Here is a 25,314-nt window from a genome sequence, read left to right on the forward strand (position 1 = left end):
CGAAGCCCAGTTCCTGCGGCAGGTACTCCCACTGGATACCCGTGTGCAGCACGAACAAGATCCCGCACAATGCTCGCCGGTCTGGCACCCTCGGCCGTCCCTCAACCAGCTTCGGCCCCGGCCTGGGGAGCAACGGCTCCGCCAACGCCCATAGTTCATCCGACACGATCCACGGCCGCGACTGACGCTTTCCCACGACCAGACCAACGAGCAGATACGCCAACAGTCACATGATCAACCACTTCTGTTAGGACCTCTAAGCGAGCGGGTCGACGATGCCGTGCTCGTCCGGTGATGGCGGGCTCGTGAACGGATCTGCCGTCGCTGTGCCACGTGGCGAAATGCCCGCTGTAATCGCCGCGTCCTGCGTAGTTTGGGAGGGAGTAATGATCAGTCGTGGGAGGGGTGTTCATTCGTGCGATGCGGTTCGATCGGTTCGGCGGTCCGGAGGTTTTGACGGAGGCCGATCTGCCGGACCCAGTGGCGGGGCCGGGCGAGACCCTCGCCGAGGTGGAGGCTGCGGGCGTCAACTTCGGTGACATCAAGCAGATCGCCGGCGAGCAGACCGCCGGCCCGTACGCGTCGAAGGGACGGCCGCCGCGAATCCCCGGGCTGGAGGTCGTCGGTCGGACCACGGGCGGCCAGCGGGTCCTCGGCTATGTTCCACAGGGCGGCTACGCCGCGAAGACGGTCGTCGCCGACCGCGACCTGGTCGCGATACCGGAGCCGGTGAGCGCGGGTGAGGCGTTGGCTCTGCTCATACAGGGGCTCACGGCATGACATCTGCTGCGCTCGGTCGCCCGGATACGGCCTGGCGAGAGCGTGGTCGTCCATGCCGCCGCAGGCGGAACCGGAAGTCTGGCCGTCCAGCTGGCCCGGGAGTTCGGGGCCGGTCGCATCATCGCCACGGCGTCGTCCGACGAGAAGCGTGCCTTTGCCCTCGAACGCGGCGCGGACGCGGCCATCAACGGCGACGCGGAGGGCTACAAGGACCGCGTCCTCGACGCCAATCACGGACGGCCGGTCGACATCATCCTGGACGCCGTCGGGGGATCCGTCCTCGACTCCGCCCTGGACGCACTCGGGTATCTCGGCCGGCTGGTCACCTACGGTGCCTCGTCCCGGCAGGCCGCCAGGGTCATTGCCCCCAGCCGACTCGCGGTGGACACCATCACCGTCGCCGGCTTCTGGCTCATCCCCCTGATCGCCCAGAACGGGGCTGGTGGAGCGGCGCTTGAGGAGTTGCTCGACCTCACCGCGCGGCGACGCCTGAGGCCGCTGGTCGGTACTGAGTACGATCTCGGACGGGCCCGCGACGCACACGAGGACCTGCTCAACCGCCGCACCAGGGGGAAACTCGTCCGCCTCCCATGAGGGCCGCAGAGCAGACGACACTGACGGCAAAGAGTTGTCATCAGTGACGTGGCCGATCGGTCGACGTTGTCACGGCCTGGTGGATCCACTCCAACCGCAGGTGAACGCGTCGGTGACAGACGACGAAGGAACGGATTTCGTAGCGGCGCGGGGTGCCGGCGCTCAGCCAGCGGTCGACGTCGGCCTGCCGGACGTCTGTCAGGGCGAGGCCGCCGTGGTCGAGCCAGTCGAGGAATTCTTGGGCGACGCGGACTTTGCGGCGCAGGTAGCGCCCATTGCGGGCTGAATGGTGTCGGGCTCGGCGGAGCGGGAACCAGTGCAGGTAGAGCCGCAGGAGCCGGGCGTGCTGGGGGTGCTGGGGTGCTCGGCAAGGAGGGCTTCGAGCCAGGGTCGGGGCAGCGGCTGGGGGCTTTATGGTGTGGCACGGTGGTGTCGCTCATGGGCGTTTGGGCCTTCCGGAGGCCGTGGGGTGCTCGTCGTGGTGCCCGGACTGCGGACGGTGCAGTTCCACGAACGGGCGGCCCTCGGCCGTCCACCGGCCAGTCAGGATCCACCCCGCGGCCTCGGCGGCATACAGGAGGGCGGTGGTGCCGAGGCGGGCCCAGGGGAAGGGGCGACCGTGCCGACCCTGGGCATCCTCGACTCGGACGGTGAGGTGCTCGTCCACGTCGTCCGGGGCGGCCTCCGCCAGCAGGCGCCCGCCGGGTGCGACCACGGCGCGGAGGCGGACGAGGAGAGCGACCGGGTCGCCACCGATGCCGACGTTGCCGTCCATCAACAGGGCGGTGCCCCAGTGGCCTTCCCCCGGCAGGCAGTCGAAGACGGACCGGCACACGGCAGCACCCCCGTGCTGTCGGGTCCGGGCCACCGCGGCCGGGCTGACGTCCACGCCGAGTGCCCGCATGCCCCGGGCGGCCAGGCCCGCCACCAGTCGTCCCGGTCCGCAGCCGACGTCGAGAACGGGGCCGGTGCAGCGGTGCAGAACGCCGGTGTCGGCGGCGTCGGGGGCGGCACACCAGCGCTCGACGTCCAGCGGCAGCAGGTCCCCTCCCCCTCCGGCGCCGTCCGGATCGGGCGGTGGTGACAGGCGCCGCAAGAAGAGCGGGCCGCGGCCTGTGCACAGGGCGTCGGCGTAGGGGTCGTCCGTCCACGGCTCGCCTGGATCGGCCGTCGTCCACTCGGCGAGGGCAAGGTCCGTACCGCTTGCCGTGCCGCTCACCGCCCCTCCTCCGCGAGCGAGTTCAGGGTGGCGGCGAAGCGCGAGCCGGGCGGGCAGCAGGCGGCGACCGCGACGGCGTCGGCGGCGGTGTCCACATCACGCAGCACCGGCAGGTCGATTACGCTCAGCCCCGCCTCGACGAGTCGGCGCCGCTGCACCGCCCCGGTGCGTTCGGTAGACATCGGCACGCCCCGTACGAGGGCCGCGGCGCGGGCCGGGTCGGCGAAACCCAGCGCCCAGAATCCGCCGTCCGAGGCGGCCCCGAACCAGGCGTCGGGGCCGTCGCGTCCGACACCCGCGAAGAGTTCCGTGGTCAGTTGGGGGGTGTCCATGCCGACCAGGAGGGCCGGTCCGCGGTCGCAGTGGCCGAAGGCGGCCGCGATCCGCTCGTCTAGGCCGCCGGCGCCCTGGGACACGGTGTCGAAGCCGGGCGGCAGCCAGGGGCCGGGAACACCGTCGAGGACAAGGACGCGGCGCCGGGCTGGGGTCTTCAGCACCGTGTACAGGGTGTCGGTGAGGGCGGCCTCGGCCAGAGTGGCTGCCTCCTGGGGGGAATAGGGCGGGGTGAGCCGTGTCTTGACCCGTCCCGGGACGGGTTCCTTGGCGATGACCAGCAGCGTGGCGGGCCCTGTGGCCGGGTGCCGGGGGCTCATCGTCCGGTTCCCCGGGTGGTCGCCGCGAACACCGGGTCGGCGGCAGGACGCTCGGCGAGGATGGCGCGCATATCCCGTACTGCGGGCCAGGTACCGAGCCAGGTGCCGGTGACTTTCGAGCGGCCCGTGCGCGGACGGTACGGCGCCTCCGTCTCCGCCACTCGCCAACCTGCGTCGGCGGCACGGACCATCTGCCGCGGGTAGTCGGAGCGCCGGCCGGTCAGGTCCACGGCACACAGGGACGCGCGGCGGGCGGCGCGTATCGGGCCAAGGTCGTGCGGCCGTAGTCCGGTGCGCCGGCGGATCAGACGGGCCGGCTCCAGGTTGGTCAGGCGGGCGTGCAGTGGCCAGGCACGGCGCGTGACGGGCCTGCGGTGGCCCACTGCAAGGTCGGCGGAACCGTCGAGGACGGGCCCGGCGACAGCGGGTGAAAGCGCGGGGGCGACGGAGGCGTCGCGGTCGCAGAAGCAGACGAACTCGGCTGTCTCGGCGAGCAGTCCTGTGTGGCAGGCCGCGCCGAAGCCGCGCTGCGGCTCGTGCATCACCATGGCGCCGAGTTCGACGGCGTTCTCGGCCGTACCGTCCGTGGAGCCGTTGTCGACCACGATCGCCCGCCATCCGGCGGGAACCTGGTCGAGTGCCCACGGAAGTGCTGCCGCCTCGTCGAGGCGGGGCGGTACGAGATCGGCGGTGGTGCGGTACAAGGCCGTCACTTCCATCAGGATTCGGGGACTGTGGGATCAGGCGGCGGCAACGGCGCGCTGCGCGGCCCGCGCGAACTCGGCGACACCCGCGCCGAATTCGGCCTCCGGCCGCCAGCCGAGTTCGGTGCGCAGCCGCGCCGAGGACGCGGTGATGTGGCGGACGTCGCCCAGCCGGTACTGGCCGGTGACCACCGGCGCCGGACCGCCGTACGCATCCGCTAGCGCCGCCGCCATCTCGCCGACGGTGTGCGGCGTACCGCTGCCGGTGTTGTACGCGCGGAAGGACCCTGACGCGCGGTCCGACAGCCCGTCCAGGGCGAGTACGGCTGCCGTCGCGACATCCCGTACGTGCACGAAGTCCCGCCGCTGGCCGCCGTCTTCGAAGACCCGCGGCGGCTCGCCGCGGGCCAGCGCGGAGCGGAAGAGCGACGCGACGCCCGCGTACGGGGTGTCGCGCGGCATGCCGGGGCCGTACACGTTGTGGTAACGCAGGGTCACCGCACGGCCGTTGGTCGCGCGGGCCCAGGCGGCCGCCAGGTGCTCCTGGGCGAGCTTGGTCGTCGCGTACACGTTGCGCGGATCGACCGGCGCGTCCTCCTCCACCAGGCCGGGCGTCAACGCGGCACCGCACGCCGGGCATCGGGGCTCGAACCGCCCGCTCTCCAGGTCCGCGACGGTGCGCGGCCCGGGCGTCACCCGGCCGTGCCGGGCGCAGTCGTAACGGCCCTCGCCGTACACCACCATGGATCCGGCGAGCACCAGGCCCGTCACGCCCGCCTCGGCCATGGCCGCGAGCAGCGTGGCCGTGCCCAGGTCATTGCAGTCGACGTAGGCCGGAGCGTCGGCGAAGTCCTTGCCCAGGCCCACCATCGCCGCCTGGTGGCACACCGCGTCCGCCCCGCGCAGCGCCGCCCCGACCGCCGCCCGGTCGCGGACGTCGGCGTGGATCCACTCGGCGTCGGGCAGGGGTGGCGGTACGGCGTGGGCGGACGGCAGCAGTGCGTCGAGCACGACCGGTTCATGGCCCTGCGACGTGAGGGCGGCGACGATGTGCGAGCCGATGAAGCCCGCGCCGCCTGTGACGAGTACGCGCATGGCTTCGACCCTAGAGGCCGTTGACCCTCTGTGAGCGGTGCGCACACGGGAAGTCACAGGTCCGTAAGGATTTCACCGCTCGTCCCCGTGCGCTGAACGGTTCGCCAGGTGGTGTGCCCTGCGTACTGCGTGCAGGGGACGGTGCGGCCCGGTGGCCCGCCACCACCGCACGGCGAACCAGAGCGCGGACACGCCGAACGCGGCGGCTGTGAACAGCAGCCAGCGGCCCAGGAACACGCCCGGCGTCAGACGGGTCGTCACCTGGTAGACGGGCCCGGAGTCCTGCAGGATGAGCGGCCAGTAGACCAGCAGCACGAGCAGCGAGAGGAACGCCGGGACCCGCAGGTGGTTGACGACCGCGACGGAGATCCTCGGCCAGCGCGCACCAGCCCCCCGTAGCCCCTTGTGCAGCAGCCAGTCCGTACCGCCGTACAGCGGCACCAGCACCAGATCGTGGATCAGCGCGGCCCCCACGACCCACTCGGCGATCGCGAACCAGTCGCCCTGCAGCAGCCGTTGTGTGGCGTACCCGCACAGGGCGAAGGAGGCGAGCAGCACGAGAAGGTGCAGCGGCGACTCCCCGTACAGCGTCCGAAACAGCCCCGCCAGGCGGCCTCGTCGGCCGGGACCGGGCCCGGGACCAGGGCGGGGGCGGTGGCCGGGATCGGGGGTCGTGTTCATCAGTTGCTCCCGGAGATCGTCAGGTCGTTGCGCCGAAGCTGAGGTGGCGGACCCATTTGGTGTTCAGCACGCCGGGTGCGCCGGGCACGATGATGCGCGCCGGATAGCCGTGGTCATAGGAGAGCCGGGCGCCGTTCACGCGCAGCGCCAGCAGCGAACGCGGGTCCCCTACCTGGTTGTCGCGCAGCGCCACCGCGCGGAACGACCCGGTCCGTTGCACCGACTCCACGAACACCCCCGGCGGGTCGGCGTCGTAGCCGACGAGCCGGGCCAGGTCGCGCAACCGGACGCCCTCCCACGCCTGGTCCTGCGTGGACCAGCCCTCCACACAGGCGATCGGCAGCGCACTGCGGTGCTGCGCGAGCCGCTGCAGCTGAGCCAGCGTGAGTGTGACGCGCCGGCCGTGGCCCTCGACCGTCAGCCGCCATGCCTCGCCCACGTCCTCGGCCCTGATCTGCGCGGAGGCCGCGCTCTTGTTGATCTGGAAGCCGTTCGGGCCCGAGCCGGGATTGCGGCCGCGCGGCGCGAGCAGCGCGGTCTCCCGCAGCGGCCCGCCGATGCTCTGCCCGGCTGTGACCACCAGCAGTGTCAGCGAGCCCAGGCCCACCAGGCCCAGCGCCCCGCGCCGGGACATGGTCGGCTCAGCCGGGCGGGACGGCACGAGACCGCCGTCGTCCGGCGGCTCCGGCTTGGTCCGGGAGGTGGGGGTGCGCAGCTCCGCGCGGAAATCCCGGCTGCGCAGCGCACGCAGCATGCGCGGGAACCGCAGCGTGACATGGGCCAGCAGCGCGCCGAAGAAAACCCAGGCGCCGTAGAAGTGCAGCGAGTAGAACGACCCCGGAAAGATGTAGTCCAGTTGGACGTTGAGCAGCCCGGTGAGGAACTCGAACAGCCCGCCGCCGACCAGCAGGAGTAGGGAGAGCCGGTCCAGCGCGTGCCCGAGCGAGCGCACCGGAGGCAGCTCGAACAGCTTGGGCACCACCGACCAGAGTTTCGCCAGCAGCACCGGCACCAGCACGATCCCCAGGGTGACGTGCACCCCCTGGTTGACCCGGTAGAGCCAGTACGGGCGGGTCGGCCACGCGAACAGGTAGAAGCCCAGCAGGCCCTTGCCTGGCGTCTTGTCGTTCCACGACGACAGATCCGGGTTGTACGCGGCGTACGACAACAGCCCGGTCAGGAAGAGCAGCGGCAGGCCGAACAGCAGCACCAGCCCCAACACCGACGTCAGCCACGGGCCCCGGATCGGGCTACGCCACGGGCTGCGCACCCTCGGTCGAGGGCGCCCCCGACCGCGCCAGGACACATGCCAGGGCATGCGCCACGGACCTGTGGGAAAGCGCCGGGGAACTCTCATGCCGGCGACAGTAGGGCGGTCCGGCGGCTTTCAGCGGCACCGACTCATGACGAAAGTCTGACGTCACGGGACGGTCCGGGGCCGCGGCCAGTGCCGGAGCCTAGGGTGAGACCGTGCCCTCCACGCCGCCCACGCGCAGCCCGCTCCCCCTGTACGAGCCCGCCGCCCCGGACCCCGGCAGCGGCCGTCGCCTCGACCTCGCCGCCGGCGCCGCCGCCCTCGCGCTCTTCGCGATGGTCGCGAGCGTCGGCGCGTACCTGCTGAGCCGCAGCCCGTCCCTGCACGTGGGTTGGCCGCCACTGGAGGCCGACTGGGGTCCGCACCTGGGCCCCGGCACCCCGGCCGCGGTGGCCGTGGCCGCCCTGGCCGTCGGCTACGGTCCCCGGCTGGCCGCCCGTCTGCCGTCTCGGGCGCTGCCGTGGGCCACTTGGGCGGCGGCCATGGCGTGGACGTGGTCGCTGGCTCTGGTCGATGGCTGGCAGCGCGGCGTCGCAGGCCGGCTGACCGGCTCCGGTGAGTACCTCCGCGGCCTTGACCGATTCCAGCACTTCAGTAGCACCGTGCACGACTTCACCGGCCACATCCTCATCAACTCACCCAACAACTGGGGGACCCACATCGCGGGCCACCCGATTGGGGCCGTGCTGACCTTCGTGGGACTCGACCGGATCGGCCTGGGCGGCGGCGCCTGGGCCGGGGCCTTCTGCATCACCGCAGGCAGTTCGGCGGCGGCCGCCGTGCTGGTGACCCTGCGCTTGCTGGCCGGTGAGAACCGGGCACGGGCCGCCGCGCCCTTCCTCGCACTGGCCCCGGGCGCGGTCTGGGTCGGGGTGTCCGCCGACGGCTACTTCGCGGCGGTCGCCGCCTGGGCCCTGGCCCTTCTCGCCCTCGCGACCACCCGAACCCGCGCATGGCAGACGGCAGTTGCCGCCTCGGCAAGCGGCCTGCTACTCGGTGCAGCGGTCTACCTCTCGTACGGGCTGACCCTGCTGGCGATCCCGGTTCTCGCCGTACTGCTGTGCACCCGCAGAGCCCGGCCGCTGCTCTACCTCCTGCCCGCCTGCGCCGCCGTCGCCCTCGTCTTCACCCTCCTGGGCTTCAACTGGTGGCAGGCATACGGCCTGCTCAAGACCCGCTACTACCAGGGGTACGGCGGAGTGCGCCCGTACGCGTACTGGATGTGGGGGAACCTGGGCGCGGTGGTGGCGGCCGCGGGCGTGGCCGCTGCGGCGGGCATGCGCCGGGTACTGGCGGCCGCGCCCTCCGCCATCCGGCAGTGGCGGCGGCACGCCGACCCGCAGGCGGTGGCGGCCGTTGCGCTGCCCTGCGCCCTCCTGCTCGCCGTGCTGGCCGCCGACCTGTCCGGCATGAGCAAGGCGGAGACCGAACGCATCTGGCTGCCCTTCACGTTGTGGCTGCCGGCGACCGCCGCGCTGCTGCCGGCCCGCGACCACCGCGGCTGGCTGTCCGCTCAAGCGGCTACCGCCCTGCTGATCAACCACCTGCTGCTGACCGACTGGTGACGCGCGTACGGCCGTACCGATCAGCTCAGTTGAGCGTCCACCGCCGCAGCGTGGAGTCGGTGTCCGTTACGCCGTGGGCGAGGTGGAGCCCTTGCGGGCAATCTCGGCGGAGAATCCCAACTCGTGGATCAAAGCACGGGATTTGGTGCTGCCGTAACCCGCACTGGCACAGCAGCCTCCTCGGCCAGGGGCTTGGGGCCCAGTCGGTGACCTCGACCAGCAGGCCGCGTCCTTGTGCTCTGCGCGCCACTGGCCTTGGACCAGCAAGAGGGGCCGTGACCGCACCGGACTGCCGCGCGAGAGGCTGCCGACGCTTGTCCTCGGTGAGTTCGCCTCGGCGCGTCCTGGTGTGCGACAGTCATCCGCCGAGCTTGGCCTTGGTTCTGGGAGCGTCTTGATGTGGGCTCTGGGGACCGCCACAGAGCGCCGGCGCGGTGATCGACTTGGAGGCCCACTTCTCCGCGCAAGGCCAGCTGCCGAGTGGCCCGGGCCAGCACCAGAAAGCAGAAGTCCGGCAACCGCTGTCGTCCATACACACCATGATCTCGCCATGATCTTGGTGGTCGGCATCGTCTTCGTCCTGCCGCTCTCCTTGATCATTGAGGTTCGGGTCCCGTCTGCGGTTCCTCGTTCAGTACGGCCGGGCGGCCTGTCGGTGGGCCGGGGCGAGGCGGGCCGCCTCGGCCCTGGGGAAGCTGATCTTCTTCGGGTCTCCGTCCGAGGTGTACCGCTTGACCGTCCCGTCGCGGAGCTTGTCCAGCCAGGCCGTCGAGGTGAACTGGGCATCGGGGCCGGTCGCCGCCTGGGAGCGGATCCGCGGGATGGCTCCGGGGTCGAAGGTGGTCGAGAAGGGGGAGGGGGCGGGGTTGGCTCCCACCAGGTAGACGCCCTGGTGCTGGTAGCGCGTACCGTTGGCGGCTCCCTTCAGCGCCAGTTGCGGGGGGTGGGGCATCGAACCGTTGGGAAGTGCCATCGACACCACCGACAAGCCGGGCACGGCTTGGGTGATCGCCTTTTGGTTGTCGGCGATGGCCTTCTGGGCGGTGGCGTCGTCCACCGTTCCCAGCGTGGTGTGCCGCAGGGTGTGGTTGCCGACCTCGAATTCGTGTGTGGCGAGCCAGTTCAACGACTTTCGGCCGCCTGGCTCGCGGAACGGGTCGGCGTTGACGAAGAAGCTGGCCACGGGGCGGAACCCGGGGTGCTTCCGGGCGACGTCCAGCAGGATGCCCACCGAGGTGTCGGACGCGGGCCGGCCGTCCGTGCTCAGACGGAACTGGCTGACGGTCGAGTCGTCGAAGGTCAGCACCACGGGGTGAGTGCCGGCGGGAATGTCGATCTTCCCGCTGCTGAACTCCCGTGCGGTGATCGGTACGTATCTCTCCCGTGCCAGCCGTTCCAGCTCGGCGCGGAAGTCCTGCGGTGTGCGGTCGTACACACTCCGGGGCTTGGCCGCCAGCTGGTGGTACATCAGCACCGGGACCGCACCGAGCTCGTCGGCCTGCACTGCCGCCGGATCGGCAACGGCTGCCTGCCCGCCGGCCTCGCGCGCCCTTCCCGGCAGCCCGTTTCGACCCCCTTTCGGCGGGGATTGGGCTACAGAGCAGGCGGCGAGCAGCAGGATGGCCGACGCGACGATGACCGCGCCGCCGCTTCGGTGGGATGGACGCATGGTGCCTCCGGACGTGAACGAGGTGCTTGCCGTCGCCCCCAAGCCTCGGGCACCAGCGTGACGCACACCCGGCGCCATAGACCGAATGCATGATTACCCGCTCGAAACCTCTTGGGCGAACGGCGTGGCGGCTATGTCATGACGCACGGAAACCTCTCGAGAACGGCAGAGTGGACATGCGCGGAAAACGAACCCGAACACGATTCGCCGTCATAGCCATTTCCCTGGTGGTCCCGGCCTGCACGGCGCTCGGGGCCTTCGCGATACAGTCCTTCTCCCGCCAGCTGCGGGTCGAAGGGCTCGGCAGCGAGGGCGTGTTGGGCCGAGCCGACGTCAGCCACCCGCGCCTTGCGATCACGGCCAAGGAAGGGGTCGACCTGGCCGAGCTGGAGGTGCGGCTCGACGGGAGGCCGGTGCACACCCACCGGGCCGACGGTCGCCTCATACTCGACGCCCCCGCGCTCACCGAGGGCAGGCACGAACTGACGGCCACATCCCACAGCGGCCTGCCCCTCCTGCACGACATGTCCCGGACGTTCACCGTGGACACCACCGCCCCGAAACTGCGACTGTCCCCCGTCCGAGCCACCAGGCCCGGCGCACCGGTGACGGTACGCGGCCGGGTCGAGGACGCCGGGCATGTGAAGGTCTCCATAGCCGGTGCGCCCGTGCCCGTCGGCGACGACGGCACCTTCTCCCGGCGACTCGAACAGCCCCCCGCCCGTATCGAGGTGGCGGCCGCGGACGCGGGCGGCAACGTCACCCGCGGGCACGTGAACGCGGTCGCGCCCTATCCTCTCACCCGGGCCGCGCACCTGACCGCCATCGGCTGGGCCTCACCCACGGTCCGCGAGCCGGTTCTCCAACTCATCAAAGACAAGAAACTCAACGCCGTCGAGCTCGACATCAAGGACGAAAACGGCGAGGTCGGCTACGGCTCCTCCGTGCCACTGGCCCGCGAGATCGGCGCCGTGAAGAACCGCTACGACGCCCGCAAGGCGATCGACGCCCTGCACGGCATGGGAGCTCGCGTCGTCGGCCGCATCGTCGCCTTCCGCGACCCCGTCCTGGCCCAGGCATCCCACAGCCAGGGCAAGGACCACCGGCTTGTCCAGGCCCCTGACGGCAGCCCGTACGACGGCGGCCACTACGGCAAGCTCTCCTTCACCAACTTCGCCGACCCCGAGGTCCGCCAGTACAACATCGCCCTGGCCACCGAAGCAGCCAAGCTGGGCTTCGACGACATCCTGTACGACTACGTGCGCCGCCCCGACGGGAAGCTCTCCACACTGCGCTTCCCCGGTCTGGGCGACCAGACCCCCGAAAAGTCCATCGCCGACTTCGTCGCCGACACCCGGCGCCACATCCGGCCCGAAGGCGCATACCTCGGGGCCTCGGTCTTCGGCATCGCCGCCACCCGGCCCACCGAAATCGCCCAGGACATCCCCGCCATGGCCCAAAACGCCGACTACATCGCCCCCATGGTCTACCCCTCACACTGGGCCGCCGGCGAGTACAGGGTCGCCAGTCCGAACGCCAGCCCGTACGAGATCGTCAACCGGTCGCTGGCCGACTTCGCCAAGCAGGTCAAGGGCACCGGAGCCACCGTCGTCCCCTGGCTCCAGGACTTCTCCCTGGGCGTCCACTACGGCCCCAACGAAGTCGCCGACCAGATCAGAGCGGCAGCCGGGGACGGCATGAACTCCTTCCTGCTTTGGAACGCCGGAGCCACGTATCAAAGGGCGGCACTGGCCACCCTGCGGTGAGAAGAGCCCGGATCCCCAGCAGGGTCACGCCCAGGGCGAAGGAGAGCTCACCAGCGGGCAGGTCGCCCCTCGCCAACCACTTCGCATCGCCGCGAAGAAGGTAGCGCCACAGGCGGCCTGGCGGCCGTAGTTGATCTGCCGGGTCCGGGGCGCACTGAAGATCCACCATCTTGAAAGCACTGGTCACAGGGCTGGTGTGAGTCGTTGATCGTGTTCTCGTGCTGGTCGCGGGCGGTTGCCGGAGCTCAAGATCGTCTGCCGCGTCGGGGAATCGGGATCCTCGGACTCTCCGGCGTGCGCAAGCCTCCTGCCCGTACGATCCGGGCGGGAGGTACGTCAGGTGGCCCAGCATGTGGAACCGGACCCGGTGCCGGCGAGACCCCGTAGAGGGCCTGTACGCGCGTCTGCGGGCACAGGGAAAGCCCCGGCGGCCTTCGGGGACCGTCCGGGGCCGCCTACCCACGGCAACCTACCGAGAGGCGTCAGCGGTAGCCATTAGCTATCGCCGCTTATTGGTTACCTGGACCCAATCGCTGGGTATCCCCCGCTATATCCGCTTCTGGGGGTGATGGGCGCCAGGCGCCCGCCTTCGCGGACGGCGGTAGGCACCCCCTCCCGAAGAAGGCTCGGGCGGAGGAGTCGGGTTTGCGCCGACGGCTGACGGGCTCAGTGAGATCCACTCCCGCCGCACTGCTTGGCCGCCCCACCTGGCCGTCGAATGGTCATGCACCTGCCCGCCACCTGTACGAGTGAAAGGCTCAGTCCTATGACCGTCAACGATCGGTGTCAGGCCGCGCATCCCAACGATCCGACTCCCTGTGTCGGCCCGCATGACGCCGTCACCGTTCTGTGGTGGACGGGCATCAGCGCCAGCGGTTGCGAGCCGCATGCCACCCGGTTCCTGGCGTCCCTCGATGAAGGGACGGTCCTGTCCGGCAGTGTCGACGGCGCCGCGAAGCGCGTGCGTGAGGCTGCCCGCGCGATCCACCCATTCCCGTGGATGACCTACCCTTTGCGCACCGAGCCGAGGCGGCGTAGCCACGTTCATCGTTGACTTCGCCCCGGTCCGCGCCCCCGGATGACCGGGAGGGCGGACCAGGGGCCTGCCCAGGTAGTCCACGTCGTTGCCGCCGACGGTGACGGTGACCAGCCGGGTGTCGGCGGTGACCGCCGAGATCTGCGGCGGCTGACCGTGCTGGCCGGCAGTGAGGATGTTCGCGGTGGTGGCGCCGCTGCAGGTGCCGTCGGTCAACGCGAGGCCGAAGCGGGCCGCGACCTTGCTGGCGTAGTTGTCCGCGAAGCGCCCGCACCCTGCCGGGCTGCCGGGCTTGGTGGGAGTGATGCCGGGGCCCGCGGCGAACGAACTGCCCATGGCCACGTACTTGGCGCCCCGTGGCACGCGCCCGGTGGCCGCCTGTGCCGGGATGGCGGCGGTAATCTAGGGCGTCACGCCCATGGCCGCCATTCGGCTGGACGGCACGCCATCGTCGTCGAGTTCGACCGGTGGACTGCCGGGCCTGCTCCTCACAGAGACAGCGCACCAGCGCGGCCCGTGGCTCCCGCATGCTCACCCTCCGCCCCGAGGAATCCACGAGACCACCATCAAGGCCCGCTTCGAGCAGGGAGCACGGACCTGCCGGGCCGAGTACGCCCTGCGCGCCGGGACTGAGGGCACCGTGAGCCAAGCCCTGGACATCACCGGCATCCGCCAGGCCCGCTTCCGTAGCCTGCCCAAGGTCCTCCTCCAGCACGTCTTCTCCGCCACCGCGATCAACATCATCCAACTCGACACCCACTGGACCGACCAACCCCTCCACCGGGTCCGCACCAGCCGCCTCGAACGCCTCGCCTACCAACTCACCTCGTAGACCTCACCAATTGCGCAGCAGCGTCGCCCTGCGGATCCGGTGCCCCGGACCGGTCGAGTCTGCCGGAGCACAGGGCGAGGCCGAGGCCGATCAGTGCCAGCAGTGCACCGGCGGGGCACACGGCGCCGTAGCCGAGGCCGGAGCCAATGATCGCGCCGCCAAGTGCCACGCCGCCGGCGTTGGCGATGTTGAAGCTCGACTGCACGAAGGCTGCCGCCATCGTGGGCGCCTGCGTCGCTATGCCGAACGTGCGCACCTGTAGCGGGAGATGACCAGTCCCGCCGCAGCCCCGATCGCGAAGACCGCCACCAGCGCGGTGCCCGCCTCGTGCGCAGTCAGCGTGAACAACGCGAGTACGGCCGCGAACGTGTCGAGGACGAGGTAGAGCGCGGGCATCACGGCGCCGTCCGCGAGCCGGCCACCTAACAGGTCACCCGTCGCCGTGCCGAGGCCGAACGGGGCGAGTGCCGCGGTCAGCCCGGCCGCTCCGACGCCGTCCAGGTTGCTGAGCATGGCCGCGATGGAGGAGTGGACGGCGAATACGCCGCCGAAGCCGAATGCGCCCACCGCACGTGCGAGCCAGACCTGCGGGCTGGCGAACAAGCGCAGTTCCGCCCGCAGCCGGACCGGGGTGTGCACGGGGTAGGTCGGGAGCATGCGGGCAATACCGAGTACGGCGAGGACTCCGACTCCGCCGCGCTACCGAGGGGGAAGACCGCCATCATGCCGATCAGCAGGTGTTTGCGGGTGGAGCGGCCCGAAGCGGCGGTGAACAGCGGTGCGCCGATCGCGACGCCGAGTGCGTACGCAGTGATCAGGTATCCGGCCTGAGGGACAGAGGCGTGCATCCCTTCCGCGATCTTCGGCGGCACGCCCATGACGGAGAACGCAGTCGCCCCGATCCCGAACGCGCCGACCGCCAGTGCGAGCAGACCGCGCGGCATCATGCCCTTCCGGTGGCGGCGGAGTCGACCGACGAACGGGAACGGTGTGTCCAAGCCGCCGTAGTCCAGTTTGCCGGCAGGGCCGCGAAGTGCGCGTGCTGGACCTTCGTGCCCTGGTCCACGAGGACGTCGCTCACCCGTCGGCCGCCTCCCAGGTCCAGCATGGTGAGCACCTCAAGGGTGCGAGGGTGCATGGTCGTGGCCTTGGAAGCCGTGCTGGGGCCGGAGTTGCGCTCGTACACCTCCACCCCGACCCCCGCCACGTCCAGCAGTGCCGCGCTCATCAGACCCACCGGACCGCCGCCGACGATGATGACGTCGAGTGCCATGACCGTCTCCTTCCGTGAACCATCAGGGAAGTTCTCTCAACGTGAGGGGAAGAACATCGTGAGGTCATGCAAGGGTGCGGGCGAAGCCCCGCGACGAACGCTCCTGGAGCCCCGCGGCTGGGGGAGGGATCCGCCAGGCCCGTGCACCAGACGCCGAACTCGCCACGGGCGGCGTCGTCGGCCCGAACATCGCGGCCCCATCGAGGACGCGCAACAAGAGGTCGAACGCGTCCACGCCGGAAGCAGTCACACCCAGCCAGGGCCGAAGGCATCAGCCGGGGTGCGGTGAGTTGGGAGATGCCACCACCACCTTCAGTTAGGGAGACTGTCCGTGGTGCAGGGGCTCTCAGCATCCGACCTCGACGGCCCGGATTACAGCAGGCGGGCGAAGACGTGGCGGACGTTGTCGGTCATCGTGGAGGGGCGCAGGGCGCGTCCGTAGGTGTCGGCCTTGTCAGGGCCGGTCACCACCTGGGTTTGCCAGCCTCGCTCTGCGAGGCGCTCGGCCGGACTGGGGCGCCGGTCGCCGTGAAGCAGGTCAGCCAGTTCGACACCAAGCGCCACCGCGTTCTGCTCCATCATCGGGTCGGTCAACACAGCGCCCATGTCAAAGAAGTACTCGGCCGCGAAGCGGCTGCCCGGCGCCGAGAGCCGTTGCACCTCGCGCAGGAGGCGCTCCTCGGCCTCGGGCGGGAGGTAGGGCAGGAGCCCTTCGGCAAGCCAGGCAGTGGGAAGGGCAGGGTCGAATCCCGCGTCTCGCAGTGCCGCGGCCCAGTCGTCACGCAGGTCCACGGCCGTGGGACGGTGATCGCACCGAGGTACGGCGCCAGCTTCGCGCAGCACGCGCAGCTTGAAGTCCAGCACAAGGGGCTGGTCGATCTCGTGGACGACCGTGCCGGGTCGCCAGTCGAGCCGGAAGGCCCGGGTGTCGAGCCCGGAGGCGAGGATGACAGCCTGCGTGACGCCTTCCCCGGCTGCTTGCAGGAAGTGGTCGTCGAAGGCCCGGGTCCGAACGGCGATGTAGTCGACCATGTCCGGCCACACGCCGTTATCCCCGCCCCCCTCGTCTACCAGGTCCCCGATCACGGTGGGCATCGGCGAAGCGGCGTGCGCTTCGGTGACGAATCGGGCGGCGTGGGGGTCCTCGGCCAGAGGGACCGGACGGCTACTCTCGACCGCTCTGGCCGCTGCCACCGCCAGCGCGGTGATACCGATTCCGGTCACGATGTCCCACTGCTGATCCGTACTCACGAGCGCCCTCCACGATCACGAGACCGTGCCTACGAGCGTCATTTGTCACCGCAAGCGGCACGGCCACTGAGCCATGGGCATGTTAGATGCCCCTTGCATGTTCTCGCCAAGGTTTAAAACGAGCCATTCGATGTGGGCCCGTCGGGTGGCGCAACACGTACAGGCAACGCCGCCCCGACCTGTACGCGAGATCACCGCGACCTACGCCCAAGCTCTGGAGCCGACTCGCCATGACCGATCCCCTCGGGGATGTTGGGGAAGAGGCGGCGGGCGTTGAGGTGGCCGATCTTGGCCCGGTCGTTGTCGTTGAGGGCGGCGTTGTCGAACCAGTCGGAAGCCTCGCGCATGGACTCGTACGGGTAGTCGCTGGAGTACAGCACCCGGTCGGCACCCATCTCGGCCATGGTCGCGTTGAGTGTCTGGGTGTGGAAGTTGCCGCTGGTGGTGACGTAGAAGTTGTTGAGCAGGTAGTGCGTGAGCGGTTTGTCGAACTTGATCAGGTCGCCCATCGCGGCCGCGCGGTGGGCGATGCGCCACATGTTGAACGGCAGGGTCTCGCCCAGGTGACCGAGGATGACCGTGAGCTTGGGGAAGCGGTCGAACAGTCCGCTGGTCATCAGGCGCAACGCGTGGGTGGCGGTCTCCACGGTGAAGGTCCACACCGCGCCGAACAGCTCCGGGTGACCCTCGTAGATGCCCTGATTGCCCGCCAGCGGGTCGCGCGGGTGCAGGTAGACCGGCACGCGCAGCGCCTCGGCGCGTTCCCAGAACGTCCAGAAGCGCTCGTGGTCGTAGTACCAGCCGGTATCGGCGTCTTTGATGTTGGTGTAGCCGTTGACCAATGCCCCATGGAAGCCCAGTTGGGTCACGCAGCGCTCGAGTTCCGCCGCGGCCGCGGCCGGGTCCTGCAGTGGCAGGGCCGCGAACCCACCAAAGCGGGTCGGGTTGGTGGCCACGACCTCTGCGAGCGTGTCGTTGGTCCGCGCGGCGTCGGCGACGGCGCGCTTCGGGTCGATCTTCCCCTGGATACCGGGACTGGTCAGCGACAGCAGGGAGAAGTCGATGCCGGCGGCGTCCATCTCCGCCAGCCGCTCCGCGCCCAGGTCGAGGAGGCGCCGGTTGATGTCCTTCATGATCTCCGGGCTGACGTACTGCGGGACCTCATCGCTGAACTCCGGGAGGTTGAAGTGCTCTTCGAGCGCGATCTTGCCCATGGAACCGCTCCTCACCGTCGTTTTGTCGAAGACGCCCCCATCATGGAAGACGCCTTACGTTTAGAAGGTGCCTTCAATATAGAAGGCGCCTGATAAGCTGTCCAGATGAACACGCCGGTAGATGAAGACCCGAGCACCTCGCTCGCGCTTGATTTCGGCCTGGCCCTCAGGCGTGCACAGCACCTGCTGGCGCAGCGCATCGACGAGGTGCTGCGCCCGCTTGATCTCAACCTGGGACTGTGGAGGGTGCTGCACGAGGCAGAGCGCCACCCCGGCGCCTCCGCCGCCGAGCTGGCCAGAGCGTCATTCCACACCCCGCAGACACTGAGCGGGCTACTGCGGCGGCTCGAAGACCGCGGGCTGGTCGAACGCACCACGGGGCGCGGCCGCATCGTGGAGAACCACCTGACCACCATGGGCCACGACGTACTGACCACCGCGACACAACACGTCGAGGAGATCGTCACCGCCACCCTCACCGGATTCAGCCCAGCAGAGCGCGCCCACCTGCGGCAACTGCTGACCGAATACACCGACGCACTCACACGCGACCAGCACGACTCCCCCCATTGAAGGGAGCGAACAGCCCGATCGATGCCGCCGCGGGCGTCGGGCCACACCGGTGCAGAGAAAGTCGCCGCAGCGAGGTGGCGGTGGAGGAGTGCTTCCAGACCGCCAAGGGAGAGTGCTGCCTGGACCACTACCAGGTCCGGCTCTACCGGGCCTGGTACCGGCACATCACCCTGTCGATGGCCGCACTCGCCTACCTGACCGCAGTCCGCGCACGAGAAGCCGCAAAAGGGGCAACGCAGAGGGCGAGCAGAACCTCATACCCCTCAGCGTCCCGGAGATCCGCCGGTTGATCGGGCACATCGTCATCACGCCCCGCCACCACACCAACGAACACCATCTCCGCTGGTCACACTTCCGCAGACACAGCCAGGCCCGAGCCCGCCACTCCCACTACAAACGTCGAGAGCACAATCCCAGATGCGGTTGCAGTATTAGGTCGAGGTGTGGGGTCGATAGCTGGCGATGATGACGCCGCTGGCCGTTGGGGTCGCGTCGGCGAGATTAAACGTGGTTGGGCTGAAGTCTTCGGCGAACAGGCGGCGTCCGGCGCCCAGGACGAGCGGGTGGATGCAGAGTAGGTATTCGTCGATGAGGCCGAGCGGGGAGAGAGACTGGATCAACGCGCCGCTGCCCATGATGTGCAGGTCGTTGCCCGGGGTCTTCTTGAGTTCGACGATCGCTGCGAGGATGTCGCCGCTGAACAGTGTGGAGTTGGCCCATGGCAGCGGCTCGGTCAGGGTGTTGGAGGTGACGTATTTTGGGGCGTTGCTGAAGGCGTCGCGGAACGGGCTGTCCTGGGTGTTCCAGTGGGCCAGAACGTCCTGGTAAGGTGCGTCGGCCCAGCAGGTACCCGCTACTGGCGGCCAGGCGTCGGCCCCAAGCCCTCGTGATGGCGTCGTCCCCGCCTCGTTCAGCAGCCCAGCCGCCGTGGGTGAACCCGTCGCGGGTGTCCTCATCCGAGCGGCCGGGACTCTGCATGATGCCGTCCAGCGTGACGTGGTTGATGACGACGATCCTCATGACACTCCTGTCTGCTGGTCAAACGCGACGATATGGGCACGATCAGGCTGAACGTCTCGTAGCTGGCCCATTGTCATCGCGGGCGCTGCTTCAGTCGGTGCGTGCTTCGACCACGCTCGTGGCTGCGACGCATCACACGTGATCTGTGTCTGCGGATCATGGAGAAACTCATCGGCTGTTGCCGGTTCCTCCCGGCAGCCGGCACCCTCAGTTGCATGCACCGGAACCGGGTAGACGAGGACCGGGGCCGGGTCCCTCGTGTGGGCATGACTGCGGCCACTGATGATCATCGTGTGGTGTGAAGACAAGCGAAGATCAGACGGTAGCCGCAGATCACGACGTAGACCCTGCCCGCTGGCAGGAGGCGTTCAATGGCCTGATGGGCCGGATCGCGAGCCGGATCGCTCGGGTCGAGCCACGGCGTCGGGCAAGGCAGTTGTTGCTGGGCCTACTTTCCGATCTGCCGCGCAAGAACTGCTGGACCATCGCCGAGTGGGCCGGGGATCGAACACCGGACAGGATGCAGCACCTGCTGAGCCGGGCCAAGTGGGATGCGGCCCAGGTCCGGGACGACGTGCGCGGCTACGTAGTGGCGCACCTGCACGACGCCGTCACCCAGCTCCGCGCCGACGGCTTCGACGTCCACGACGAGGACGTCGCCCGCCTCCCCCGTTCGTCCGCCAGCACATCAACTCAGTTCCGGCGCCGGCGGGCCGCGTGCTGCTGAGCTCGGGCCGGGACTGCCCGCGGCGCGAGGACCGGCAGCTCGACCGTCGTGCGCAGCGCCGCGCGGTCGCGGCTGCCGTCGACGCCGCGATGCCCGCCCAAGTGGCGCACACCTGAGGGCCAGTTCCTCATTGAGCGCTATCTAGGAGCCGGCCCACGGCCGCAAGGGGCGTGGTGACCACGGCTACCAGGAGGCCGCCGTGTCGAGCTGGCGCGGTCCCCGGAGTGCCAGGTGCCGCGCCAGCGTTCACGCGGCGGCGGGGCCGGTCTCCTTGCCCGGGGCTGTGTCCTGCTCGGTGGAGGCCGGTGGGGTGCTGGTGTTCTCCGGCTCGTCGTCGACCTCGGTGCCGTTCGCGGTAGCGGGGGCGGTTGGAGCTGTGGTGCGGTCGTCGAGGGTGATGGTGACCGGTTCGCCGCTGGGGGTGAGGCCGATCAGGCTCTTCTCGATCCGCTCGTACACGGTGGTGGCGAGTTCCCGGTCACCGTCGCCGTCGTTGGCGGTGTGCTTGATGGAGTGCAGGCTGATCAGCAGGGCGATCAGGGAGCGGCCGGATAGTGCGGCGCGGATCCGTTGGTCTCCCTCGTCGGCGACCTGCGGCGGCACGCGGAAGTGCGGGTGCCGGCCGGCGTGGCCGGTGACGAACCCCCTGGGTTACGTGTCCGATACCTCGGCTGGCTCCGGTGCCCGCGGCGCATGGGGCCAGCAGGACCGTTCCCGTGGCGTGACGTGCATCGGTCCGACGTGATTCCGGCCAGCCTCCGGCAACTTTCGTGACTGCCGGGATCCGTTAACAATGGGAGAGCAGACGCTCCCGTCGGACAGATTCGATCACTCGGTTACACGGGGAGAGAAGGTTTCGTCATGTTGACCGGCGATCACGCATCTCACGCGAACCACACACACCAGCACGGCGCCGGGTGCGGGCATGTGGCCGTGCCGCACGACGGTCACGTCGACTACGTGCACGATGGGCATCTGCACCGGCTCCACGAGAACCACACCGACGAGTGCGAGCCCGCGGCCCACGCCGTCCACCAGGACCACGATCACGAGCACCGGCCTGGTTGCGGGCATGTCGCCGTACCGCACGGCGACCACGTGGACTACATCCACGACGGACATCGTCACGCGCAGCACGAGGGGCACTGGGACGACCACTGACGAAGGGCTCGTGCTGCCGTGATGCCTCCACGGCCGACGCGGTACGAGCTCCAGGTTTCTGGGACGTATCGGTCCCAGAAACCTCATACCTGCGGCTCATGAGGTCCGGTTCTGTGTCTGCTGTCAGCCGCGGTCTGTGCAGGTGCCGGTGAGTTCGACGGTGTGCCGGACGTTGGCGAATTCGGAGGTTCAGGCGGTTCGCGCCGCTCTTTTCTCCACGGGGGCGGATTCGACGGTCCGGCTGAGGCCGCATTCGGTGCAGAGCAGGTAGTGGCGGTGGTCGGGGCCGGGGCGGTGGCGGAAGAGCCGCTCGCCGTTGGTGTCGCGGACGACGTCGGCGCCGCCTGTTGGGTGGCGCGGCCGATCAGCGTCGCATGCTGTGCCGTAGGGGTGTGGCGGGTTGTCTGCCATCGCGGTGCTTTCGCTCACGCCCGCTGGGGGCTGCGGTGAAGGTGGGGGTGGCCGAGCATCGTGGTCGTATGAGGAAGGTGGCGGCATATACCACCGTCGCGGCGGCCATGATGGCGAAGCTCGGTGGCATTTTCGGGACGGTGTACGAGGCGAAGAGCCCTGCCCACATCTCCGTCACCGCGAGGCCCGTGGAGAGGGCGAGTGCCCGGTAGGGGCGGTCGGTCAGGCGGATCGCGGCTCCGGCGGGGGCGGCGAGCAGACCGAGCAGGAGCAGGGAGCCGACCGCCTGGGTGGCTTCGGCGGCGCTGACCCCGGCCACGGCGAGGAAGCCGTAGCCGAGCAGGCGGACCGGGACGCCCCGGGCTGCGGCCACGGCCTCGTCGAGGGTGGAGAACAGCAGCGGGCGTGCGGCGGTCAGCATCGCCAGGCAGACGCCCGCGGCCAGTAGCGCGGCGGTGGTTGCGTGGGTGGCGGAGATGCCGAAGATCGAGCCGAACAGGACGGTGACGCCGGCAGTGCCGTCGGTGGTGCTGCGGGAGGTGGTGTAAAGGGTGACGAAGAAGGCACCCAGGCCCAGGACCCAGGCGAAGACGCTGCCGATGACGACGTCGTCCGGGCGGGCCCTGTGGCTGAGGGTGCCGAAGAGCAGCGCGATGGCGATGGTCGCGGCGAACAGTCCCAGGCGCAGGTCGTAGCCGATGGCGAGGGCGGCCATGGCGCCGGTGAACGCGACATGGCTGAGGGCGTCGGCGGTGAAGACCTGAGCGCGCAGGACCAGGAAGTAGCCGACCAATCCGCAGGCGGCAGCGATCAGCGTTCCGGCGAGGAGGGCGTGTTGGAAGAACGGCTGGGACAGCGGCGAGGCCGCCGACAGGGCGGTCATACGGCGACCTCCTTGTCCGGCTCCCTGGTCGGCAGGGCCCGGCGGAGTGTGCGCAGTCCCAGGGCGAGGAGGTATCCGGCGAAGGCGAACGTGGTCACGAAGAAGCCAAGTGGGTATGGCGAGTAGTAGGCGGCGGTCAGTCCGCTCCAGGTGGCTGCCAGGGCCAGCGCCACGGCCACGGCGAGGCTGGCGGCGGGGCGGGCGGTGAGGGTCTGGGCGGTGGCGGCGGGGATCACCATCAGGGCGAAGACCAGCAGGGTTCCGGTGATCTGGCTGGCCTCGGCGGTCGCCGCCCCGAGCAGGACGAGGAAGGCGACGGACAGCGCCCGTACCGGGACGCCGCGTGCGGCGGCGACCTGCGGGTCGACGGAGGCGAACAGCAGGGGCCGTCCGATCAGCGCCAGTACCGCGAGCACGGCGGCACCGACGCAGAGCAGCACGGTCACCTGGGATGCGGTGATGCCCAGGAAGGTGCCGAACAGGATCGTCTGCGGCCCCTCCAACAGACCCTTGTAGAGGGCGACGAACAGGAATCCGCAGGCCAGGAGGAAGGCTTGCACGGTTCCGGTCAGCGCGGACTCCTCGCGGTCGCCGCCGCCACGCAGGGCCGCGATGACCAGGGCCGCGGCGACGCAGAGCGTGAAGTACCCGTAGACCGCGCCGAATCCGAGCAGAACGGCCCCGGCGGCGCCGGGGAAGGCGACGGTGGAGACGGTGTGGGCGGCGAACGTCTGCCGCCGCAGCACCACGAACCATCCGACGGCCGCGGCGACTACGGCCACGATCGCACCGGCCCGGAAGGCGTTGACCATGAAAGGGTACGACCACATCTGCTGGAAGTCCCCGACGAGGTCCCACGACCAGGGTGGGAAGGCGGCGTCAGCCAATCGGTCAACCCCCGGCATGGCCGCCTCCGGTCGCCTCCGGCTTTGAGGCCACGACCAGCCGCCCGTCGGAGGCCCGCAGCACCTCGACCGGCGTGCCGTAGAGCCTCGTCAGGGTCGCGGAGGTGATCACGTCCCGTGGGGCGCCGGTGGCGGAGCCGCCCTCGGCGAGGTACACGACCTGGTCGAGGTGGTGCAGTATCGGGTTCACGTCGTGGGCGACCATCACCACGGCCACGCCCTCCCGATGGCAGATACGCCCTATCAGTGCGGCCACCCCACCCTGGTGGGTCAGGTCGAGGCTGTCCAACGGCTCGTCCAAAAGCAGCAGTTGTGGGCGGCGGACGAGGGCCTGGGCGATGAGCAGCCGCTGCTGTTCGCCGCCGGAGCACTGCCCGATGGGCCGGTGCGCGTACGCACTCGCCCCGACCAGGGCGATGACCTCGTCGACGCGTTCGCGTGCGGCCTTGCGGCGGGGGCTAGGGATCGGCAGCGGCACCCCCCAGCGATCGCCGTCCAGGCCCATGCGGACCACGTCGATGCCGCGGATCCGCATCGCGGCATCGAAGCTGCGTCGCTGCGGCAGGTAGCCGATGCGCTGGCCGGCCTGACCGGGACGCGCCCCCAGGACTCGCACCTCGCCCGATGCGACCGGCAGCGCACCGAGCACCACCTTGATCAGCGTGGACTTGCCGACACCGTTCGGGCCAAGGACGGCCGTGAACTCCCCCTCCCCGACAGCGAGGTTCACCCCCGACCACAACGTGCGGCCCCCTACCCGCACGGCGGCGTCGCGCAACTCCAGCACCGGGCCGACCGCCTGCCGAGGGCCGGGCACCCGGACCTCATCCGCCACCGCTGTCGGGTCCGCTGTCGGGTTCATGATCCGGCTCACCGCCCGGTGGCCTTGGCCAGGGCCTGCTCGATGACCTGGAGCTGGGTGGCCTGCCACTGCTGGAAGGTGGCGTTGGCGGGGGCCAGGGTCTCGGTCACGGTGGCCACCGGAATGCCCGCGTCCTTGGCCTCCTTGACCTGCGCCTGCACGTCCGGGGTGGAATTCTGGGAGTTGTAGACGTAGATCTTGATCCGCTTGTTCTTGATCTGGTCGTCGATGGTGGTCTTGTCCTTCGCCGTGGGGTCGGTGCCCTCACTCATGGCGTCGAGGAACGTCTCCGGGGTGAGCATCTTCAGCCCCAGGCCGTCTGAGAGCGGGGTGACGATGGACTCCGAAGCACCGATCGGGGTCCCTTGGTACTTGCGCTTGATGTCCGATATCAGCTTGTCGTAGGAAGCCAGGCCCTTGGTCTCGAAGGCGGTCTTTTGCTGGTCGAAGTAGGCGGCGTCGGCGGGGTCGGCCTTCTTGTAGTCCGCGGTGATCTTCTCGATGACCTTGTGGACGTCGGCCGGCGAGTACCAGCGGTGCGGATTGCCGCCGGCCTTCACGCCGACGAGGTCACCGACCTTCAACTCACCACGTCCCCCTGCCGGGTTGGAGGCGAGCAGCTTGTCGGCCCAGGCGTCGTAGCCGATGCCGTTGACGATCGCGTACTGCGCACCGGCCACGGTGCGGGCGTCGGCGGCCTTCGGCTCGTAGTCGTGCGGGTCGGTGTCCGGGTTGGTAATGATGCTGGTGACGTGGACATGGTCACCGCCTAGCTGGGTGGCGATGTTGCCCCAGAAGTTCTCCGCGGCCACCACCTGGATTTTCTTGGCGGACCCGCCGCCCCCGCCGCCGGTGCTACTGCCCGCCTTCGACGAAGGGGACGTCGAGCAGGCGGTGGCGGTCACCGCCGCCAGGACCGTCAGTGCGATGACGAGCACGGTCCGGGTGGATGGGCGCGTGAAACGGGGCACGGGGGTAGCGGGGGTGGTGGACACAAGAGGGCTCCTTCTGGCGGTGCCGGATGCGCGGCGGCGGCGACCTGACGGACGTGACCCCGACACGCTAGATGGCAATGGTTTTCATATCAACCAAAGATGAAAACCATTGCCAGCCCTTGACCGGGGG

Annotated in this window: 29 protein-coding genes and 3 pseudogenes; 12 read left to right on the forward strand and 20 right to left on the reverse strand. The window is 69.8% G+C overall.

The window, feature by feature from the left end; genetic code table 11:
• Window positions 1-196, reverse strand: a 196-nt coding sequence (locus ACLJT4_RS39945) for a transposase (RefSeq protein ID WP_411130001.1), incomplete at its 3' end; no start/stop codon positions are given.
• Between the two features lie 224 nt (window positions 197-420).
• Here ACLJT4_RS39945 and ACLJT4_RS39950 point away from each other — a divergent pair.
• From ACLJT4_RS39950 to ACLJT4_RS39960, 3 genes are all read left to right on the forward strand, one after another.
• The gene (locus ACLJT4_RS39950; protein WP_411129965.1) at window positions 421-780 is read left to right on the forward strand and encodes a hypothetical protein; all 360 of its coding nucleotides are present in this window, start codon (window positions 421-423) and stop codon (window positions 778-780) included.
• Window positions 781-822: 42 nt separating this feature from the next.
• A complete protein-coding gene (locus tag ACLJT4_RS39955) occupies window positions 823-1,374 on the forward strand; it encodes a zinc-binding dehydrogenase (protein WP_411129966.1) in 552 nt (183 codons plus the stop codon).
• Between the two features lie 112 nt (window positions 1,375-1,486).
• Window positions 1,487-1,660: a hypothetical protein gene (locus tag ACLJT4_RS39960; RefSeq protein WP_411129967.1), complete on the forward strand. Its 174-nt coding sequence runs from the start codon at window positions 1,487-1,489 to the stop codon at window positions 1,658-1,660.
• Between the two features lie 150 nt (window positions 1,661-1,810).
• On the opposite strand, the gene ACLJT4_RS39965 is transcribed toward ACLJT4_RS39960, so the two are convergent.
• The 6 genes from ACLJT4_RS39965 to ACLJT4_RS39990 all read right to left on the reverse strand — a co-directional run bounded on the left by ACLJT4_RS39965 (window position 1,811) and on the right by ACLJT4_RS39990 (window position 7,044).
• Window positions 1,811-2,593: a class I SAM-dependent methyltransferase gene (locus tag ACLJT4_RS39965; protein ID WP_411129968.1), complete on the reverse strand. Its 783-nt coding sequence runs from the start codon at window positions 2,591-2,593 to the stop codon at window positions 1,811-1,813.
• Window positions 2,590-3,246 carry a DUF2064 domain-containing protein gene (locus ACLJT4_RS39970; RefSeq protein ID WP_411129969.1) on the reverse strand — a complete coding sequence of 219 codons (657 nt, stop codon included), beginning with the start codon at window positions 3,244-3,246 and terminating at the stop codon, window positions 2,590-2,592. The genes ACLJT4_RS39965 and ACLJT4_RS39970 overlap by 4 nt, the downstream gene beginning before the upstream one ends.
• Window positions 3,243-3,965 carry a glycosyltransferase family 2 protein gene (locus ACLJT4_RS39975; protein WP_411129970.1) on the reverse strand — a complete coding sequence of 241 codons (723 nt, stop codon included), beginning with the start codon at window positions 3,963-3,965 and terminating at the stop codon, window positions 3,243-3,245. Before ACLJT4_RS39975 ends, ACLJT4_RS39970 begins: the two co-directional genes overlap by 4 nt.
• A 21-nt stretch (window positions 3,966-3,986) precedes the next feature.
• Window positions 3,987-5,045, reverse strand: a complete 1,059-nt coding sequence (locus tag ACLJT4_RS39980) for an NAD-dependent epimerase/dehydratase family protein (RefSeq protein WP_411129971.1) — start codon at window positions 5,043-5,045, stop codon at window positions 3,987-3,989.
• Window positions 5,046-5,117: 72 nt separating this feature from the next.
• Window positions 5,118-5,726, reverse strand: a complete 609-nt coding sequence (locus ACLJT4_RS39985; RefSeq protein ID WP_411129972.1) for a hypothetical protein — start codon at window positions 5,724-5,726, stop codon at window positions 5,118-5,120.
• Between the two features lie 19 nt (window positions 5,727-5,745).
• Window positions 5,746-7,044 (reverse strand): molybdopterin-dependent oxidoreductase, encoded by a 1,299-nt coding sequence (locus tag ACLJT4_RS39990; RefSeq protein ID WP_411129973.1) that lies wholly within the window; start codon window positions 7,042-7,044, stop codon window positions 5,746-5,748.
• Between the two features lie 152 nt (window positions 7,045-7,196).
• Between ACLJT4_RS39990 and ACLJT4_RS39995 the strand changes: the two genes are divergently transcribed.
• Window positions 7,197-8,606 carry a hypothetical protein gene (locus ACLJT4_RS39995; RefSeq protein WP_411129974.1) on the forward strand — a complete coding sequence of 470 codons (1,410 nt, stop codon included), beginning with the start codon at window positions 7,197-7,199 and terminating at the stop codon, window positions 8,604-8,606.
• Between the two features lie 631 nt (window positions 8,607-9,237).
• Here ACLJT4_RS39995 and ACLJT4_RS40000 read toward each other — a convergent pair.
• Window positions 9,238-10,110 carry a polysaccharide deacetylase family protein gene (locus ACLJT4_RS40000; protein WP_411129975.1) on the reverse strand — a complete coding sequence of 291 codons (873 nt, stop codon included), beginning with the start codon at window positions 10,108-10,110 and terminating at the stop codon, window positions 9,238-9,240.
• Between the two features lie 341 nt (window positions 10,111-10,451).
• Between ACLJT4_RS40000 and ACLJT4_RS40005 the strand changes: the two genes are divergently transcribed.
• Together ACLJT4_RS40005 and ACLJT4_RS40010 are read left to right on the forward strand one after the other, a co-directional pair.
• Window positions 10,452-12,041 carry a putative glycoside hydrolase gene (locus tag ACLJT4_RS40005; RefSeq protein WP_411129976.1) on the forward strand — a complete coding sequence of 530 codons (1,590 nt, stop codon included), beginning with the start codon at window positions 10,452-10,454 and terminating at the stop codon, window positions 12,039-12,041.
• 766 nt (window positions 12,042-12,807) lie between these two features.
• Window positions 12,808-13,095, forward strand: a complete 288-nt coding sequence (locus ACLJT4_RS40010; protein ID WP_411130002.1) for a hypothetical protein — start codon at window positions 12,808-12,810, stop codon at window positions 13,093-13,095.
• Between the two features lie 111 nt (window positions 13,096-13,206).
• Here the strand turns inward: ACLJT4_RS40010 and ACLJT4_RS40015 are convergent.
• Window positions 13,207-13,413 (reverse strand): annotated as a pseudogene (locus ACLJT4_RS40015) (glycosyl hydrolase); the annotation flags it as partial.
• Window positions 13,414-13,495: 82 nt separating this feature from the next.
• Between ACLJT4_RS40015 and ACLJT4_RS40020 the strand changes: the two are divergent.
• Window positions 13,496-13,909, forward strand: coding sequence for a transposase (locus ACLJT4_RS40020; RefSeq protein WP_411129977.1), 414 nt, complete (start codon window positions 13,496-13,498; stop codon window positions 13,907-13,909).
• On the opposite strand, the gene ACLJT4_RS40025 is transcribed toward ACLJT4_RS40020, so the two are convergent.
• The 5 genes from ACLJT4_RS40025 to ACLJT4_RS40045 form a co-directional block, all read right to left on the reverse strand.
• Window positions 13,899-14,129 carry a hypothetical protein gene (locus ACLJT4_RS40025; protein WP_411129978.1) on the reverse strand — a complete coding sequence of 77 codons (231 nt, stop codon included), beginning with the start codon at window positions 14,127-14,129 and terminating at the stop codon, window positions 13,899-13,901. The genes ACLJT4_RS40020 and ACLJT4_RS40025 overlap by 11 nt on opposite strands.
• A 17-nt stretch (window positions 14,130-14,146) precedes the next feature.
• On the reverse strand, window positions 14,147-14,566 hold the full coding sequence (locus ACLJT4_RS40030) for a hypothetical protein (RefSeq protein WP_411129979.1): 420 nt from the start codon (window positions 14,564-14,566) through the stop codon (window positions 14,147-14,149).
• Between the two features lie 286 nt (window positions 14,567-14,852).
• The gene (locus tag ACLJT4_RS40035) at window positions 14,853-15,182 is read right to left on the reverse strand and encodes an FAD-dependent monooxygenase (protein ID WP_411129980.1); all 330 of its coding nucleotides are present in this window, start codon (window positions 15,180-15,182) and stop codon (window positions 14,853-14,855) included.
• 372 nt (window positions 15,183-15,554) lie between these two features.
• Complete coding sequence (locus ACLJT4_RS40040) at window positions 15,555-16,433, reverse strand: SAM-dependent methyltransferase (protein WP_411129981.1); 879 nt, start codon at window positions 16,431-16,433, stop codon at window positions 15,555-15,557.
• 191 nt (window positions 16,434-16,624) lie between these two features.
• Complete coding sequence (locus tag ACLJT4_RS40045) at window positions 16,625-17,647, reverse strand: amidohydrolase family protein (protein WP_411129982.1); 1,023 nt, start codon at window positions 17,645-17,647, stop codon at window positions 16,625-16,627.
• A gap of 105 nt (window positions 17,648-17,752) precedes the next feature.
• Between ACLJT4_RS40045 and ACLJT4_RS40050 the strand changes: the two genes are divergently transcribed.
• Both ACLJT4_RS40050 and ACLJT4_RS40055 read left to right on the forward strand, forming a co-directional pair.
• A complete protein-coding gene (locus tag ACLJT4_RS40050; RefSeq protein ID WP_411129983.1) occupies window positions 17,753-18,220 on the forward strand; it encodes a MarR family winged helix-turn-helix transcriptional regulator in 468 nt (155 codons plus the stop codon).
• Window positions 18,221-18,288: 68 nt separating this feature from the next.
• A pseudogene (locus ACLJT4_RS40055) lies at window positions 18,289-18,510 on the forward strand (IS701 family transposase); the annotation flags it as partial.
• Window positions 18,511-18,651: 141 nt separating this feature from the next.
• Here ACLJT4_RS40055 and ACLJT4_RS40060 read toward each other — a convergent pair.
• Complete coding sequence (locus tag ACLJT4_RS40060) at window positions 18,652-19,176, reverse strand: dihydrofolate reductase family protein (protein WP_411129984.1); 525 nt, start codon at window positions 19,174-19,176, stop codon at window positions 18,652-18,654.
• 443 nt (window positions 19,177-19,619) lie between these two features.
• Here ACLJT4_RS40060 and ACLJT4_RS40065 point away from each other — a divergent pair.
• A pseudogene (locus ACLJT4_RS40065) lies at window positions 19,620-19,871 on the forward strand (transposase); the annotation flags it as partial.
• Between the two features lie 86 nt (window positions 19,872-19,957).
• Entirely contained in the window at window positions 19,958-20,083 is a 126-nt protein-coding gene (locus ACLJT4_RS40070; RefSeq protein WP_411130003.1) for a hypothetical protein, read from the forward strand.
• Window positions 20,084-20,213: 130 nt separating this feature from the next.
• Here the strand turns inward: ACLJT4_RS40070 and ACLJT4_RS40075 are convergent, their stop codons facing one another.
• Window positions 20,214-20,570 carry a hypothetical protein gene (locus ACLJT4_RS40075; RefSeq protein WP_411129985.1) on the reverse strand — a complete coding sequence of 119 codons (357 nt, stop codon included), beginning with the start codon at window positions 20,568-20,570 and terminating at the stop codon, window positions 20,214-20,216.
• 258 nt (window positions 20,571-20,828) lie between these two features.
• On the opposite strand from ACLJT4_RS40075, the gene ACLJT4_RS40080 reads away from it, so the two are divergent.
• A complete protein-coding gene (locus tag ACLJT4_RS40080) occupies window positions 20,829-21,128 on the forward strand; it encodes a hypothetical protein (protein WP_411129986.1) in 300 nt (99 codons plus the stop codon).
• Window positions 21,129-21,492: 364 nt separating this feature from the next.
• On the opposite strand, the gene ACLJT4_RS40085 is transcribed toward ACLJT4_RS40080, so the two are convergent.
• From ACLJT4_RS40085 to ACLJT4_RS40100, 4 genes are read right to left on the reverse strand one after another with little or no spacing between them, the layout of a single operon-like run.
• Window positions 21,493-22,422 carry a metal ABC transporter permease gene (locus tag ACLJT4_RS40085; protein ID WP_411129987.1) on the reverse strand — a complete coding sequence of 310 codons (930 nt, stop codon included), beginning with the start codon at window positions 22,420-22,422 and terminating at the stop codon, window positions 21,493-21,495.
• Window positions 22,419-23,309 carry a metal ABC transporter permease gene (locus ACLJT4_RS40090; protein ID WP_411129988.1) on the reverse strand — a complete coding sequence of 297 codons (891 nt, stop codon included), beginning with the start codon at window positions 23,307-23,309 and terminating at the stop codon, window positions 22,419-22,421. Before ACLJT4_RS40090 ends, ACLJT4_RS40085 begins: the two co-directional genes overlap by 4 nt.
• 4 nt (window positions 23,310-23,313) lie before the next feature.
• Window positions 23,314-24,189 carry a metal ABC transporter ATP-binding protein gene (locus ACLJT4_RS40095; RefSeq protein WP_411129989.1) on the reverse strand — a complete coding sequence of 292 codons (876 nt, stop codon included), beginning with the start codon at window positions 24,187-24,189 and terminating at the stop codon, window positions 23,314-23,316.
• An 8-nt stretch (window positions 24,190-24,197) separates the two neighbouring features.
• Window positions 24,198-25,127 carry a metal ABC transporter solute-binding protein, Zn/Mn family gene (locus ACLJT4_RS40100; RefSeq protein WP_411129990.1) on the reverse strand — a complete coding sequence of 310 codons (930 nt, stop codon included), beginning with the start codon at window positions 25,125-25,127 and terminating at the stop codon, window positions 24,198-24,200.
• Between the last annotated feature and the right edge of the window lie 187 nt (window positions 25,128-25,314).

The organism is Streptomyces sp. x-19, assembly GCF_046549115.1.
GTDB classification, from domain to species: domain Bacteria; phylum Actinomycetota; class Actinomycetes; order Streptomycetales; family Streptomycetaceae; genus Streptomyces; species Streptomyces albulus_C.